The sequence below is a fragment of the Chryseolinea lacunae genome, assembly GCF_016735595.1.
Taxonomy (GTDB): Bacteria; Bacteroidota; Bacteroidia; order Cytophagales; family Cyclobacteriaceae; genus Chryseolinea; species Chryseolinea lacunae.
Map to the genome: position 1 here is coordinate 171,022 of NZ_JAERRB010000002.1, position 15,668 is coordinate 186,689.

General features: G+C 51.8%; 12 protein-coding genes. 1 reads left to right on the forward strand and 11 read right to left on the reverse strand.

From position 1 onward, the window contains the following. Positions 1-12: 12 nt before the first annotated feature. The 11 genes from JI741_RS06515 to cdd form a co-directional block, all read right to left on the reverse strand. The gene (locus tag JI741_RS06515; protein ID WP_236675926.1) at positions 13-306 is read right to left on the reverse strand and encodes a hypothetical protein; all 294 of its coding nucleotides are present in this window, start codon (positions 304-306) and stop codon (positions 13-15) included. A gap of 145 nt (positions 307-451) precedes the next feature. Next, positions 452-1,354: a hypothetical protein gene (locus JI741_RS06520; RefSeq protein ID WP_202008242.1), complete on the reverse strand. Its 903-nt coding sequence runs from the start codon at positions 1,352-1,354 to the stop codon at positions 452-454. 68 nt (positions 1,355-1,422) lie between these two features. Continuing rightward, positions 1,423-4,515, reverse strand: coding sequence for an ATP-binding cassette domain-containing protein (locus tag JI741_RS06525; RefSeq protein WP_202008243.1), 3,093 nt, complete (start codon positions 4,513-4,515; stop codon positions 1,423-1,425). A gap of 114 nt (positions 4,516-4,629) precedes the next feature. Then, positions 4,630-4,992, reverse strand: a complete 363-nt coding sequence (locus JI741_RS06530; protein ID WP_202008244.1) for a DUF1987 domain-containing protein — start codon at positions 4,990-4,992, stop codon at positions 4,630-4,632. Between the two features lie 32 nt (positions 4,993-5,024). Beyond that, positions 5,025-5,573 carry a SiaB family protein kinase gene (locus JI741_RS06535; RefSeq protein WP_202008245.1) on the reverse strand — a complete coding sequence of 183 codons (549 nt, stop codon included), beginning with the start codon at positions 5,571-5,573 and terminating at the stop codon, positions 5,025-5,027. A 95-nt stretch (positions 5,574-5,668) separates the two neighbouring features. Then, positions 5,669-9,169, reverse strand: coding sequence for a PAS domain S-box protein (locus JI741_RS06540; protein WP_202008246.1), 3,501 nt, complete (start codon positions 9,167-9,169; stop codon positions 5,669-5,671). Positions 9,170-9,192: 23 nt separating this feature from the next. Beyond that, complete coding sequence (locus JI741_RS06545) at positions 9,193-9,954, reverse strand: GAF domain-containing protein (RefSeq protein ID WP_202008247.1); 762 nt, start codon at positions 9,952-9,954, stop codon at positions 9,193-9,195. After that, a complete protein-coding gene (locus JI741_RS06550; RefSeq protein WP_202008248.1) occupies positions 9,951-10,544 on the reverse strand; it encodes a chemotaxis protein CheB in 594 nt (197 codons plus the stop codon). The genes JI741_RS06545 and JI741_RS06550 overlap by 4 nt, the downstream gene beginning before the upstream one ends. 18 nt (positions 10,545-10,562) lie before the next feature. Continuing rightward, positions 10,563-11,384: a CheR family methyltransferase gene (locus JI741_RS06555; RefSeq protein ID WP_202008249.1), complete on the reverse strand. Its 822-nt coding sequence runs from the start codon at positions 11,382-11,384 to the stop codon at positions 10,563-10,565. A 222-nt stretch (positions 11,385-11,606) separates the two neighbouring features. Then, positions 11,607-13,469, reverse strand: a complete 1,863-nt coding sequence (locus tag JI741_RS06560) for a GAF domain-containing protein (RefSeq protein ID WP_202008250.1) — start codon at positions 13,467-13,469, stop codon at positions 11,607-11,609. Positions 13,470-13,528: 59 nt separating this feature from the next. After that, positions 13,529-14,011 (reverse strand): cytidine deaminase, encoded by a 483-nt coding sequence (gene cdd / locus JI741_RS06565; RefSeq protein ID WP_202008251.1) that lies wholly within the window; start codon positions 14,009-14,011, stop codon positions 13,529-13,531. Between the two features lie 230 nt (positions 14,012-14,241). On the opposite strand from cdd, the gene JI741_RS06570 reads away from it, so the two are divergent. Beyond that, a complete protein-coding gene (locus JI741_RS06570) occupies positions 14,242-15,573 on the forward strand; it encodes a saccharopine dehydrogenase family protein (RefSeq protein ID WP_202008252.1) in 1,332 nt (443 codons plus the stop codon). Positions 15,574-15,668: the final 95 nt, after the last annotated feature.

Consider the following 15,668-nt stretch of genomic DNA (forward strand, 5'->3'; position numbering starts at 1 on the left):
TTGGTGAACTCCCTAGCGTTTGAAGCCTAGGGCGCTGCCACCACAATATCCGGTCGAACCATCGAAGGTGTACTGGATATAGTAGATGCCCGTGGTGTTGCAAGGATAGGCAATGGCCGAGATAAACTGGCCGTTGATTTTGCTGGTCGCCACTTTGTTACGGTTGGAGTCGTAGAGGCTCACCACGATGCCGTCGGTGGGTTGTGCTGCCGCGCAGATGTTGATCATATATTGCGTGCCCTTGGTGAACACATATGAATACTCAACAAAGTCCTTTCCTCCTTTTTCGATTTTATAGCTCTTCAAGAAATTGAAACCGGCAGCAAGCTTGGGGATGCATTGGTTGCTTAAGGCTTCTGAGTTGCACTGTCCGATTACTTCTAATGTGCTTAGAACGAGAACGGATAGAACAATTGCAATTAACTTTTTCATAGGCTCCTGTTAAATATACTTAGCTTATAATCTTGTTTCTGATGGCGCTGGTGGTGGCCCGGATGTTGGTGATGTCTTCGGGCTTGATGTCGATCGTACTCGAGCTGTTGTCTTTGATGACCATAACGCCGTCCACAATTTCAAACGTGGATTCTTTGTAGGTATAGGTGATGTTTACCTTGTCATAGATTTTTTTCAGCTCTTCCATGTCAGTCAACAATGATGCCATGTTCTGGTCGCTTTCCTTGTAGAAAGAGAGAAGGAGCAGGATGTTTTCGAGAATGATTTTTTGCTCGCCGATGGTTTCTTGCAACTGCTTGTTGGTGGGGTTTGCCTGGGCCACTTCGCAGGTGATGTGAAGTGCTTCAAGCCAGCCGCCGGTGAGGAACAACACGCTGAGGTTCGAGCGGTTTTGCGTTTGCAGGTAGTGGTTGATGCTGTTGAAGTTCTGTGTGGTGATGAGCAGCAACGAGTCGAGGTTCTTGCTGTTGGTGGCCAGACGACCAATGGTTTCGATGTCGAAGAATTGGCCGATGTTCAAACCGTCGGCAAGTTCTTTGATCGACCCCATATACTTTACACCATCCTGATTCTGCTCATAGATGTTGGTGTATCCCAAATCGGTTCCGTACACGCCAAGGTTGAGAGCTTTCTTATAGTTGCTGTTGTACTTGGAGATATTGTCGGCCGAGTTGAGGTAGGACACGTTGTATTTCTTGCCCGACTCCTTTAGCAACACCGAAATTTCCAGTGGGCTGGGAATCTGTTGGAGGATATCGCCAATAACACCTTCGGATATGGAGGGCCCCTCAGCCTTGGCTGTGTCTAGCCCCTCGAGGAACGCCTGGTCATCCGTCTTTTTGGATGAGCCGCACGCGCTGCTGAAGAGTGCCAGAATAACCCCAATTATTACAATTCTCATAGCTATAAAATTATTCGTTTACAAAGTTAGAAATTCAGCATTCCCGGCCAAAAAGTTACCTGAATGCTTTATTTATTTTTCGGTTTTGCCTTGGGAAGGTTGATCTTTCCTTGAACCTTATCGAAGGAGTTGATCAGTTTGCGGAGCCATTCGAAGTACAGCGTGATGTAGAGCACCAGGGTCATGAGCCAGATCACGATGTTGTTGAACACAAAGGTGTCGATTCGCATGCCCAGAAACTCCTTCTGGGGGGCAAAGAACTGCGCGCGGTAGTCTAGCGGACCCGACGGCCGGGGATCCAGAAATACCGGGTTGATCTGCTGGATCAGCTCGCCGTTATACTCCGTGATACGTTCTTTTTCCGTCACGTTTTTCACCAGGTCGGCCAGGCTTTCGTTGAAGTAAAGGTTCTTCACCACATTGGTGTTGTAAGGATTTTCGGTGGCGTTTTCCATCTGGAAGATCAGCTTCTCACGACCGGCCACGGCCTTGTTGTAGATGCCCTGATAGAATTTCTTATACTCCGCCAAAAAGTTTTCCAGCAGCTTGTCGAAGGCAGGCGAATATTTCGCGGGCGTCCATTCGGAAACGAGGAATTTTTCGAGTCCCTTCTTGTAGATATCATGCTCCAGGTTGTCGTGCAGGATGCGCAGGTCTTTTGCGACAAGCTGTTGCACAGAGTCTCTTTTGTCTTTGTAGTTGTCGGCGATGAACTTCCGCTTCTTCTCAAGTTCGTCTACCAGAAACGACGAACGGAAGTCGGCCTGGTTCTCAATTTTCTCCAGCTTATAGAAAGGTTTCTCAAAGGAGTTGTTCTTGAATTGATCGACAGCCAATGCTTCATAGGCCCAGCGCGACGCCATCATGTCGGCCACAATGGGCACCTTGCCTTTGGTGCTGATGATGTTGTTCAGTTTGTCGAAGCTGAACAGCAAGCCGCTCAGAATCATTTGAGGGATGAGCAACAACGGGATCATCACATACACCGTCACCGCCGAGTTGAACGCCGACGAGATGTTGAGCCCCAGCACACTGGCAAAACACGATACGGTGAACAGGATAAACCAGAACGGCAACAGCATGCTCCACTCAATTTCCAGAATGAGGTTGCCGATCAGGACAAACGAAAAAGTCTGTACGGCCGAGATCACAAACAGGATGGTGATCTTCGACATGAGGTAGCTATTCCAGCTTAGGTTGAGGAATGATTCGCGGCGCAGGATCTTGCGGTCGCGGATAATTTCTTCGGCACTCACCGTGAGGCCCATAAACAACGCGACGATGATGCTCATCAGCAAAAACGCAGGGAAGTTGTCGTTGAAGCGGAACATGTATTCCTTTCCGCCGGGTGCGCTCTTGTATTTGATGATCACGGCCAGGATGATGGCCAGCAACGGCGCCTCCAGCAGGTTGATGAGGAGGTATTGTTTGTTACTCAGTTTCGAAAGCGTGTCGCGCGTGGCGAAGATCATGGTTTGCTTCAGCTTGTTGGGCAGGCTGAGCGACTGGGGTGGTTCTTCGCGAACATCCTCCACACGGTTGATCTTGAAACGGTCTTTGTACAGGTCATACCACTGTGGCGGTGTGATCTTGCGTTTGTTGGTGGGCTGACCATATTCGTCCACCACCTTGGCTTCGATGATGTTGAAGATCTGTTCGGGGTTCACATTACCACAGGTTTCGCATTGCCCGCGGTTGCTGTCTACCTGGTGGGTCGATTTCTTGAAATAGGTTACGGCTTCAATGGGGGGACCGTAGTAGGCCGGGAAGCCACCGGTGTCCATGATGATCATCTTGTCGAACATCTTGTAGATGTCGGACGACGGTTGGTGAATGACCACGAAGATGAGCTTGCCTTTCAGCGACAACTCTTTCAGCAAGTCGATCACGTTTTCAGAGTCGCGCGACGAGAGACCCGAGGTGGGTTCGTCGAGGAACAGGATGGCCGGTTCGCGGATCAGTTCCAGGGCAATGTTGAGGCGCTTGCGCTGGCCACCGCTAATGGTTTTGTCGAGGGGATTTCCCACACGCAGGTCTTTGCGTTGGTCGAGGCCCAGGTTTTCCAGCACTTCCATCACACGCTTTTGCAGTTGCTCTTCCGTGAAGGTGGCAAAGCAAAGCTTGGCGTTGTAGTAGAGGTTTTCGTATACAGTAAGCTCTTCAATCAGCAAATCGTCTTGCGACACATAGCCGATGACACCGTGAATTTTATCTTTTTGGGTGTTGATGTCGAAGCCGTTGATGAGGATGTTGCCCTTGGTGGGTTTCACCAGTCCGGCCATCACGTTCAGCAGGGTGGTTTTGCCCGCGCCGCTGGCACCCATGATGCCGATGAGTTTTCCGGGGCCTTCCGAGATCATCACATTCCGCAACCCGATGCCGCCGCTGGCAAACTTCAGCTCTTCGATGTTCACGTTGAAACTGAGCCGGGTGGTTTTCAGTTCTTCGTTGAAGTTGGCCACCAGGTCGCTATAGTAGAGGGCGTCGCCGGCTTGTGTTTTGATGGTGCTGCCGTGCGAGAAGAGATACACCCGGTTGGAGGGCATCGGAAACCCGTTGAGCGTGTTAGACTCTTCACCAAGGTATTTGGTGAAGTACATGTCAACACCTTTCACGCGCATGAACACGAGCGTGCCTTCGATGTGACCGTGCACGTGTTTATAAAGTTTGCCTTCTTCGGCTTTGGCGGCCTTGTCGAGCAACAGGATGTCGGCGTAGTTGAGGGTGCTGGCGTCTTCGGAGATAACGAAGTTTTCGATGAGTTGGTATTCGTATTGTCCGATGTTAAACACGGTGGAGGCCGTGTTGATGATCTCCATGCGCTGGGGCGTGAAGTTCTTGTCGGTGCTCACCAGTTCGAGGAGCTTGATAACAACGACTACCTTTTGTTTTTGGGTGAGGGTTTTGTTGATCTTCTTGCAAATGCCGAGGGTCTTCACCGAGTCCTTCACGGAGGTGAGCTTCGACTTGCCTTCTTCTTCCTCTTTGCCGTAGCCCGAAAACTGATCGTAGAGGTCGAGGTATTCTTTGACTGAATCCTGGTCTAGTTCCGTTTGAAAAAAATTGATCACGAACTGGCGCTCGCGAACCGTTACTCCGCCATCTTGTTTCGTGATAATTGCAAAAAGTTGGGTGAGGGCTTTGAGTATTTCTTCACTCATAGATAGACTGTAATAGTATAAAGGTAATAAAAAAAATATCGGTTACCAGCCCATAGAATCAACGGAAGAATTCTACCAATGGCCTGGTAACCGATTTGCTACGAAGGACTTAGCTCAGTAGGTTTTGAACTCGAAGGGGATCTCCACCAACTCAGAAAACTCCTGACCGGCTTCTTCCATATCTTCATCGTCTTCATGGAAATACCACAAGATCTTCATGCCTTTGATGTCTTCCAGCGCGGAAAGAACATCCAATATCAACTTGGAAGAGGCAGTGTTGAAGTACTCGAGTTTGAAAACGAAATCCGTGGAGGGGTTGGATTCGCTGCCATAGGCTTCGATCCATTCCAGCACGGGACGGTAGAATTCCGCTGAGTCTTCGGGCAGCGAGCGGCCGCTGATTTCAAATATTCCGTTCTTTTTATCGAGAATTATCTTTGGGGTATCTTCCGTTCCTTCGAGATTTAAAATTTCCATGGTATCAGTCTATTTTAAGTTATTCATCAAAATTATTCGTTGTCGCGCGGCACGTTCACTTTCAAGCAGAAGAAGCAGTATTCCGCATTCATTTCAGGAAACTCAAATTCCAGTTTGCCTCCGGACTTGCGGGCCATGTCCACAAAACCTAATCCTGCGCCGCCTTTTTCCGAGATGGTGGTGTTCTTGATGATTTCCTTGTACAGTTCCTTTAGTCCATCCTTATCCAACCCGTTGATCTGTTCCAGGTTTTTCTGGAGCTTGGGCACGTTGGTTTTCTGAACGGGGTTTCCCGACATGATGCTGTAACGGTTCGCTTCCTTGCCGATCAGGAAGATGGCGGCATGACTGCGTATTTGTCCGTCGACCAGCTCGTCGCTATGCTTCACAATGTTTTGAAGCGCCTCGACCATAACGTTGAACACCTTGCGTTTGATGCTTGATTCTTCCCCTGAAGAGTCAAGGTTTCGCTCGGCCATGGACAGTATGGATTTGGTGCTCTCCTGGGTGAAATCACCCTGATACACCAGAATCAGTTTCTGCGACATCATGGTGCGGTGCAGGTCATAAATAAAATTCATGCTTCAGAAGATTAGATGATTAAGTTTGTGGTTCACTAAGATATACGTTTTATCCTTTAAAACCTTCCGGCACGTGACCGGACAGGGTGCTCGTTTTAAAATTTAATACCAATCAACAACACGTCGTCCGTTTGTTTGGTGTCGCCGCGCCAGCCTTCCCATTGCTCGTCGAAAACATTCATGGCCGACGGCATCGACTGCGTGTGAACCTGCTCGATGATTTCGCGGGTTCGCTTCGGACCGAACTTGCGACCCTCCGTGCCTCCGAACTGATCCGGGAATCCATCGGAACTGAAATAGATCGAATCCCCCTTCTCAAGCTTGATCTTCGTATTGGTAAAGTTAGTCTGGTTCTTAAAAATACCGCCTCCAATGGGGAATTTATTTCCCTTCACTTCCTCCATCACACCATTCTTCATGATGTAGAGCGGTCTGTGGGCACCGGCATATTCCACTTCGCCGGCCGCCATGTTGATCTTGCAGAGGGCAATGTCCATCCCATCCTTGGTGGTGGCGTCTTCGTCCTGACGTAGGGTGGTCGTTACGCCTTCGTCCAGCAAATCCAGGATCTTGCCCGGCTCGGTAATCTTGCGGCTGCGCACAATGTCGTTCAGCAGGAAGTAGCCGATCAACGAAAGGAGGGCACCCGGCACACCGTGACCTGTACAGTCTACGGCCGCGATGAAGATATCGTCCTTGATCTGAACAAACCAGGGGAAGTCTCCGCTCACCACGTCGCGTGGTTTGTAGAGGATAAACGAATCGGGCAGCGCCTTGTTGATCACCCTCGAGTTGGGGAGGATGGCGTTCTGAATGCGCTTCGCGTAGTTTATACTTTCGGTGATCTTCTTGTTCTTGTTCTGGATTTCGAGCTCGATCATTTTCCGCTCCGTGATGTCGTGCGACACCACCAGCACCGACTCCAGTTTGTTCGATTCGTCGAACTCGGGAATGGCGTTCACCTGCATCACACGTTTGCCCATTTCGGAGGCAAAGTCGACTTCGGAGGAGGCCTTTTCGTTGGTGTTGTTCACTTCTTCCACCACCTTCAGCCAGCCGTCGAGGATGGAGGCATCCAGCTCGGCTTCTTTCACTTTCTGGTTCAGGAAGAACGCCGGTTTCTTGCCGGTATATTCCTCGATAACGGGGTTGATATACGATATGGATTCGCCTTCCAAACGCGTGATAAGGTCGAGCGAGTTTTCCGAAAGGGCCTGCATTTTCGAACGCATCCGTTGCTCCTGTTCGGCACGTCTCCGCTCGGTGATGTCGCGCGAGTTGAGGATGAAGCCGTGGATGGCCTGGTTCGACATGAGGTTCCGGCCGGTCGATTCAATCCAGATAAAGCTTCCGTCTTTTGCACGGTATTCGTACTGCACCGTAGCTTCTTCGTCGGGCGAAGCTTTCATTCTCCGGAAAATTTCCTTGAACGTGTCGCGGTGATCGGGGTGCACCTTGTCGATGTCGCTCTTGCCGATCATTTCTTTCTGGCCATAGCCCAGGATCGATTCTACCGAAGGAGAAATGTAGCGGATGCTTTCGTCTTCTTCGTAGATGGTGATCACTTCCGAAGCGTTTTCCAGCAACAGCTGCATACGTTTCTGGGTGCGGTTCACTTCTTCGATCTGTTCTTCCAGTTTTTGGTTGGAGCGTTGCAGTTCCTCTTGTGTGGCCTGCATCTCTTCGGCATTCTGGCGCAACACTTCCTGCTTTTCCTTCAGCTCATTACTCATCTCCTGCGACTCGGCCAGCAGCTTGCGCGTGCGTTCGTTCACTTTGATGTTAAAGATGGTACGGGCCAGGATGAGCGAGAGCTCTTTTACAAAATTCACCTGCGAGGTGTCGAACTTCTTAAAGCCGGCAAACTCCAGCACGCCATACACTTCTTCGTTGGTGATGAGGGGCACAATGAGAATGCAACGGGGGCGCTGATCGCCGAGAATACCCGACGTGATGGTCACATAGTCGGCGGGGATTTCGGTGCGCAGGATGGTATCTTTTTCGGCGGCGGCCTGGCCCACAAGACCTTCGGCAAACTTGAACTTCGCCTTCAAATATTTCTTTCTGGAATAAGCATGGCTGGCGCGCATTTCGATGATGGGGCGCTTCGGATCGTCGTCGTTCACGATATAGAACGCGCCCTGAATGGCACCGATCTTGGCCAGGATAAATTTGATGACGTCTTCGCCCAACTCGTCGGTCGAGTCGTGCATACGCAGAATTTCGCTGATCTCGGCCACACCTCGAACAATCCAGTTGCGCTCTTTGTCGCGACGTTCGTTTTCGATGAGGTTGTTGCGCATGTTGATGAGCGACATACCCAAAATGTCGTTGTCGCTGGCCGGTTTGAAGGCTGTGTCGTATTTGCCTTCACCAATGCGTTGTGCGAAATCGGCGCTGTTCTTCAGCGACTGCACCAGCTCGTCCACTTTCGTGCTCATCTGGCCAAATTCGTCGCCGCTTTTCTCGCCCGTCGATTCGGGCAGCACTCCCTGAGCAACCAAACCCAGCGTGTTGCGCATGCCGTAGAGCGGGCGGATCATAGACCGCGCAAACATCATCGACAGCAACGTGGCCAGGGCCAGGATGCAAAGACCGGCATAGATAAACACGGCCGTCAGATCAGACGCCTGTCCGTCGGCTTCTTCCTGATCGATCTTGGCAATGAGGGCCAGGTTGGCCAGTTCGATGCGACGCGACACTTCCAGCACAGAATGTCCACGATAGTCCACCCCTTTCAGGGCGATGCTCTTGCCTTCAAACACGGGGGCAAAGGCCGCTACAAATTTGTCTTTCGGGTCGCGTGGGTCAAGCAGTTTGATGGCCGACGTGGTGTCGGAACGCAGGGGGCTCACCAACCCAACCTTGCGCGAAATAGGATCTTCGCGCGCAATGATCACCTCGCCGGTTTGTCCGAGACCCTGGTAGGTCTTCAGCGCACGGTAGGGGATGTTGAGGTTGAGTTTAATGAAGATGAGGTGTTGTGTGCCGGCGTTGTCGGTCACGGCACCGGCAGCATACGTGTAGTAGTAGTTTTTCTTTTTGTCGATCAGGAAGGCCGAGAAATACAGATTGGACTTGGCGCGGTCGAAGGTCACACCGTCGGGATCGACGAGGGCGCCTTTCACGTTGGGATCGGTCGAAGCCTGCACGGCTCCAGTAGCAGAGGTGATAATGATCTCGTCAACACCAAGCAGTTCTTTTTGCGCAGCAAGATAGTCTGACAGCGATTGGTCGGTGGTGCTTCCGGTGGTCAGGATGGTGTCGGCGCTCACTTCGGGGGTGTCGGTTGCGGGCGGGCCACCCATCAGGGCGTCCATGCCGGCATCAGGTGCGGCAGAAGCAGCAGCAGCATCGCCGCCTTTGATACGGTCGGAGCCTTGCAGCATGCGAACAGCAACAGCCGCTCTTTCAAAATACGAATTGAAATAGGCCGCCCGGTTGTCGGCCACCACGTTGAGGGTGGTGGCAAACTTTTCCTGGTTGGCTTTCAGGTGGTAGTCATAGCTGAAAAAGCTGATGGCAGCCACGGCCACGAGAGACACAACCAGGATGAGGATGGTGATCTTTGTGCTGATGTTTATGCTTTTCATCATACGCGTTGGACGCTAGAAATTTTTTATGCTTGAGTAATCTTGTCGGCAATCAGGGTTGCGGCTTCTTCCACAAACTTGCGTTGATCTTCGCTGATGGAATTGAAAGAAGCAATCTCCAGAATGCCCACCACCTGTCCTGTTTTCTTCAATGCCTGAATCAACAAGAACTTGGGCGATGCACTGCCGAGGCCCGAAACAATTTTGATGTAGCCTTCGGGCACGTCGTCTACATAGAGCGTTGTGCCGTTGGCGGCGGCCTGGCCGATAAGGCCTTCGCCAAATTCAAAACGGATCACCGTGCTTTCGGCAAGGCTCAGGGCATAGCCGGTTTTCAGTTCGGCAAAGCGCTTGCCGTCTTCTTCCACAATGCGGTAAACGGCGCCTTGTCCGGCGTCGAGTTGTTTGCAGATGGCCTGCAGACCGGCTTGCAGAATTTCTTTTTCACCTTTGGCATGCGTGAGGCTGGCGGTCACCGTTTCGAGGCTGATGGTGGTTTTGCCGGCTTGTGCGGCTTCCTGCTGGGCCAGTGAATCTTCGAGCGCGCGATCGCGAAACACAATGATTTCCTGCTTGTAGCGCAGGGCGTTGTTGAGACTCAACGCGCCAATCAGAAATGTGACACCGATGGCGATATACACGTTGAGAAATTCAGGCTCATAGCCCCGTGCCAGCTGCAGCCCGCCGGGGAGGGAATAGATGAGGTACAGCGTTACCCCCGCGCCCAGCACAAACAGTGTGGCCAGCATGAGGCTGATCTTGTATCGGTCGTTGAGAATGCCTGTCATCGATATTGTTTATCTAATTCTTTTAAAAATTCTACAATCTGGTCCACCTTCATCACATAATCGATTTCCGTAGCAGCCAGGGCTGCCTTGGGCATGGTGTCGATCATGCATTCGCTGGGCTCTTGCACAATGGTTAACCCATTGCGGTCGTGAATGTGCTTCATGCCCAAGGCGCCGTCTTTGTTGGCGCCCGAGAGCAGAATGCCCACCAGCTTTTCTTTATACACAAAGGCACAACTGCCAAGTGTGATGTCGATGGCCGGCCGCGAGTTGTTCACCATCTCCTCGGTAGAGAGCGCGAACGTGTGACCCAGTTCTACCGACATGTGATAGTTGGCCGGAGCCAGGTATACACTGCCTTTCTTTATGTTCTCCTTGTCGTGTGGTTCGGTGACCTGCACAACGCTCTTGATCGATAGCGCTTCCACAAAGCCATTGCGCACGTGCTTGAGTCGGTGCAAGCACATGATGATTGGCAACGGAAAGCCTTTGGGCAATTGCGCCAGGATTTTGACTACACCCTGAAAGCTGCCTGCTGACCCACCGATAACAACGGCCTTATAGCTGTTATTTAGGCTGATTTTTTTCATTCGTCAATAGACAACTTCCTAATCTTTTATTTTCTTATAAATCTTCTCTTCATTGTTCACGACGATGAAGCGGTTGGCATAATCACACCAAATCAACGACTCCTTCGATCCAATGGCCAGGTATCCGTATTTAAATAAACTCTCGTGGAATTTTTTAAGCACCTCATTCTGCAGGGTTTGGTTGAAGTAGATCATCACGTTGCGGCAGAGAATGAGGTCAAACTTGTTGAAGATGTCGCCCATCACCAGATCGTGGCGGCGGAACGATACGTTCATGAGCAGGTCCTTATTGAACACGGCCATGCCGTTCTCTTCATGATAGTAGTCTTTGAACGATTTTGTGCCCTGGAACCGGATGTAGTTCTTTTCATTCAGTTCCATGTTTTTGATGGGGTAGGTGGCGGCTTTCGCGCGCTCCAGGATATTCACATCCAGATCGGTGGCAATGAGCGTCACATCTTGCAGCACGCCCATCTCTTTCAGCATAATGCACATGGAAAGCACTTCTTCGCCCGACGAGCAGCCGGCATGCCAGATCTTGAATTGCTTGTGATTAAGCATGATGGCGGGCATGATTTCTTCGCGCATGATGCGCCAGAAACTGGGATCGCGGAACATCTCGGTCACGTTCACCGTCAGTTCGTCGAGGAACTCGTTGATGAAAGAGGGGGTTTCGTTCAGCTTTTTCAGAAGACCATCAACTGAGAGTTTCTTCAGTTCCATGATCCGGAGCACGCGTCGCTTGAACGAAGACATCGCGTAGTTCCGAAAGTCATAGTGATACTTCTGGAAAATGAACTCAGAGATCCGTTTAAGGTCGGCAATATCAATGTCCAACATGGTGGTCTTTTAAAAAGGAACTCAAAATTAATTTCTGCCTGATACTACCCGACGAATTTCGGCGCTAAAACTTACACGCGTGTAATCTGACCGGAAGCATTTTATTTTTAAAGAAAATCAAATTAACCCATTCGAACTAATTCCCTGAACAAAAGGACGTTAAAAAATCAGCAGGAAGCAAACCTCGGCCCGTCATTCAGCGCAGGCTTTGGGTGATTCCGCTCAACGCCCCGACTTCTTGTCCAATTCTTCTTGTGTTATTTGTAGCGCTTGCAAGCTGACGCTTAGGGATTTCGCCACTTCTTCTGCCAGCGCCCAGTCGTTGCCGTGCGCAGGCTGTTGGGCCAGGCGTGTTTCGAGGGCTTCGGCCTGCTGTTGATACTCGCGCTCCTTGCGCGACCACTCGGCCTGCAGCGCTTTGATCTCGGCTTCGCTGTGGCTTGGTTTAGGTTGAGCGGTCTCCAGTTCGCGGATGCGGGCCACATAGCTGTTCTCTTTGCGGGCCACTTCTTCCTGTGTGGCTTGCATTTCTTCCATGTTCTGCCGCATCTCTTCTTCCTGGGCGCGCATCACTTCGGTTTGCTCCTGGAATTGTTCGATGAGGTTGCGGTTCTTCTGGGCCGCCGTGACCGACGCCAGGGTGGCTGCAATGGATTCGCTCAGCTTTTCTACAAACGCGATCTCGTGGGGCTGGTAGGCATTGAACGAGGCCAGCTCGATGATGCCATACACTTGCGTGTCTACTTTAAGCGGCACCATCAGAATGGAGCGCGGTGGCGCATCGCCAAGGCCGGAGGTGATCCGGATATATTCTTCCGGTATGTCGGAAAGGTAGGTGGTTTCTTTTTCCAGAAAGGTCTGACCCAGAATGCCTTCGCCCAACTTAATCTTGCGTTCTTCAAATTTTTTGATGTCAAACGCGAAGAGTGAGGTCAGCAGCAGGTGCTTGTCGTTGGCGTCTTCTTCGTTCAGCAGATAGAGACCTCCTTGATTCGAACCGGTGTATTGCACCAGGGCCGCAATCACCTTGTCGCCCAGCGTCACCAGGTTGTCGTTCGATGAGCGGAGAATGTCCACAAACTTGGCGAGGCCTTCGTTGGCCCACTGGCGCTTGCGCTCCTCTTCGTTCATGGCCTTGAGCTTGTTTTGCATCTCGATGAGCGAGTCGGCCAGCTTGTTCTTGCCCGCTCTGTATTCACTGTCGAACGCCTGCTGATAGTCCATGTCCAATCGTCCTTCACCGATGGCCGTCACAAAGTCGGTTGCATCTTTCAGGTTCTCGATGGTGCTGTTGATCTGGCGCGCCAGGTGCCCGATCTCGTTGGTGGCGAAGCCGTTGGTGTGCGTGTGGTTCTCGGTGTTGTCTTCTATGCGCTGAATGGGTTTCAACACAAAGCGGTCGAATGCATAGAGCAAGCCGAACAACAAGACCACATCGACGATAAAAAACACCGCGAGCCAAACCATCACGGTTTGCTGGCGTGTGGCAATTTCGTCTTCCAGGTCTTTAATGAGTCGGTCATACCAATGCGACACGGAGATCCACTGTGCTTCGAAGGCACTTTTCGCTTGTGTGTATTTGGGATTGACTTGGGTGGTGACGATGGGTGCGGCAGGCTCGGCGGCGGCGAGCGTGTCGGCCACAGGTGCCGGTGCGGCGGTGGTCACGGTCACAGTCTCTTTTTCCGTCAGCAGGGTGTTGAGCGAAGTTTTGTAGCGGGTCCAGTATTGGAAAAGGTTGTCGTAGGTGATGCGGGGCAGGCGCGACAGCGGCGCGAGGAAAAAGTCGGTCCCGTCTATTCGTCCACCCTGAGCCAGCGTCTGAAGCACGTGCTCCTGTTGGTCCAGGTCGGACACTAATTGTGTCCCAAGGTCTGCGCGTCCGTGAAGATATTGTTGCACCTGCAGCGCCACTTCCTGGTTTCGCACCTGGATGCTGCGGGCAAAGTCGATCTTGCGTTCTGCTTCGTTCAGGGTTTGGATGGTGTGCCGCACGGCGAAAAACTCGGCGACAAAGAGGATGGCCATCAGCACCAGGGCATAGATGCCCCACTGCTTCAGTGTTGTGTTGCGCCAAAAGTTCATATTCCCAAATAAACTAAAATAAGGCGAAAGCAAAAACCAGATGTAGGAGATTGGTGAAGTTAGCTGATTTTGGCTGCTCCCAGTGCATCGGGGTTGAAGCTGAAGGGCAGCAACGATTGTGCAGACGGTGCTTTCACCCATTGTCCTTCCTGTGCCAGCATCACCACCTCAAAGGGTTTGTGCTGGCGTTGTTCAAATTCCAGCATCACCTGGCGACAGGCGCCACAGCAGGCGGCGGGTGTCAGCACGGAAGCACCTTGCCCGCGGGCCACCACCGCCATCTTCTTCACGGCGGTGCCGGGATGCTGCGCGGCCAGCGTGAACAAGGCCACGCGCTCGGCACACAGCCCCGAGGGGTAGGCGGCATTTTCCTGGTTGGTGCCCGTCAGGATCACGCCGTTCTCCAGCAACAGCGCGGCGCTCACCGAAAATCCCGAATACGGTGCATAGGCATGCACCAGGGCCCGCTCGGCGTGCCCGATCAATTGCACCGATTCGGCATCAAGATCGTCTGGTGTGGAGGCAAGAATAAAGTCTTTCATAAAGTGTGCTGGGTTCGAAAGATAAAAAACTATGGGCAATGATGAACATCCTGTCAATTCGTTTCGGCGGTGGCGCATGACGAGCGTAGCGATTTCGGTGTGAAAACTAGCCGCGCACATGCTGGCGGGCATGACGATAAATGATAGATTTGCCCCGCAACGATGACGACGCGGAACTTGCGTCCGGCAGCGTTGCAGCATATTTCATAACGACTCCTTGATTCATTTTTATGAAAGAGATTCTTGTCCTCGGCGCCGGCCGGTCTTCCACTTCCCTTATTCAGTATTTGCTCCGCCATGCGCCTGCAGGACAGTGGAGCGTCACGGTTGGCGATGTCTCGGAGCAGTCGGCACGCGAAAAAATCGGGACGTCCGTCAACGGCCGTGCCATTGTGTTTGATATTATGAATGAAGCGCTCAGCAGCGCGGCCATTCAGGGTGCCGATGTGGTGATCTCGCTCATGCCTGCAAACCTGCATCCGCTCGTGGCGAAACACTGCCTCAAACACAGCAAGCACCTGCTCAACGCCAGCTACGTGTCAGACGAGATGAAAACGTTTCACGACGAAGCCCTGGCCAAGGGACTTTTGTTTCTCAATGAGTGCGGCCTCGATCCGGGCATCGACCACATGAGCGCCATGCAGGTGATCGACAACATCAAAGCAAGAGGAGGGAAGCTCACGTCGTTCGAATCGTTCACCGGTGGATTGATTGCTCCCGAAACCGATCCTGAAAATCCATGGCGCTATAAGTTCACCTGGAACCCGCGCAACGTGGTGATGGCCGGACAGGGCACGGCCAAGTTTTTGCAAAACGGTCAATACAAATACATACCCTATCAACAATTGTTTCAGCGCATCACCACGGTGTCGGTGCCGGGCTATGGGGACTATGAAGGATATGCCAACCGCGATTCACTGAAGTATCTGGAAACCTACGGGCTGCAAGGCATTCAAACCATGCTTCGTGGCACCCTGCGCAACAAAGGCTATTGCCCTGCGTGGAACGTGCTGGTGCAACTGGGCTGCTGCGACGACACCTACGCGCTGGACAGCGTGGACAAGATGACGCACAGAAGCTTTATCAATTCCTTTCTCGATTTTCATGACACACAACGTGTGGAGGAAAAACTCTGTGCCGTGTTAAAGCTGTCGCCTGAAGGAGAAGAGATGAAGCGCCTGCGCTGGAGTGGACTGTTCACCAGCGATCCCGTTGGCCTGGCCACGGGCACACCTGCGCAAATTCTTGAACACATCCTCAGCAAGCGATGGAAACTTATTCCGGGCGACAAAGACCTTATTGTGATGTGGCATCGCTTCCGGTATGAGGCCGATGGAAAAAAGAAAGAAATACAAGCCCACCTCATCGCCACCGGCGAAGACGAAGTGCACACGGCCATGGCCAAAACGGTAGGCCTGCCGGTAGGCATCGCCGCCAAGTTGTTGCTGGAAGGAAAATTCAAAACGCGGGGTGTAGCCATTCCGGTGAAGAAGGAATTCTATGATCCCATTCTGCATGAATTGTCACAGACCGGCATTCACCTGGTGGAGCGCGAATATTAGGAAATCATGATGGGACAATTCTTCTGTGAATGAAGCTGAGCGAAACCGGCAGCGACACAACATAAGCCAATGTCCACACGAGAGACTGCGTGAGT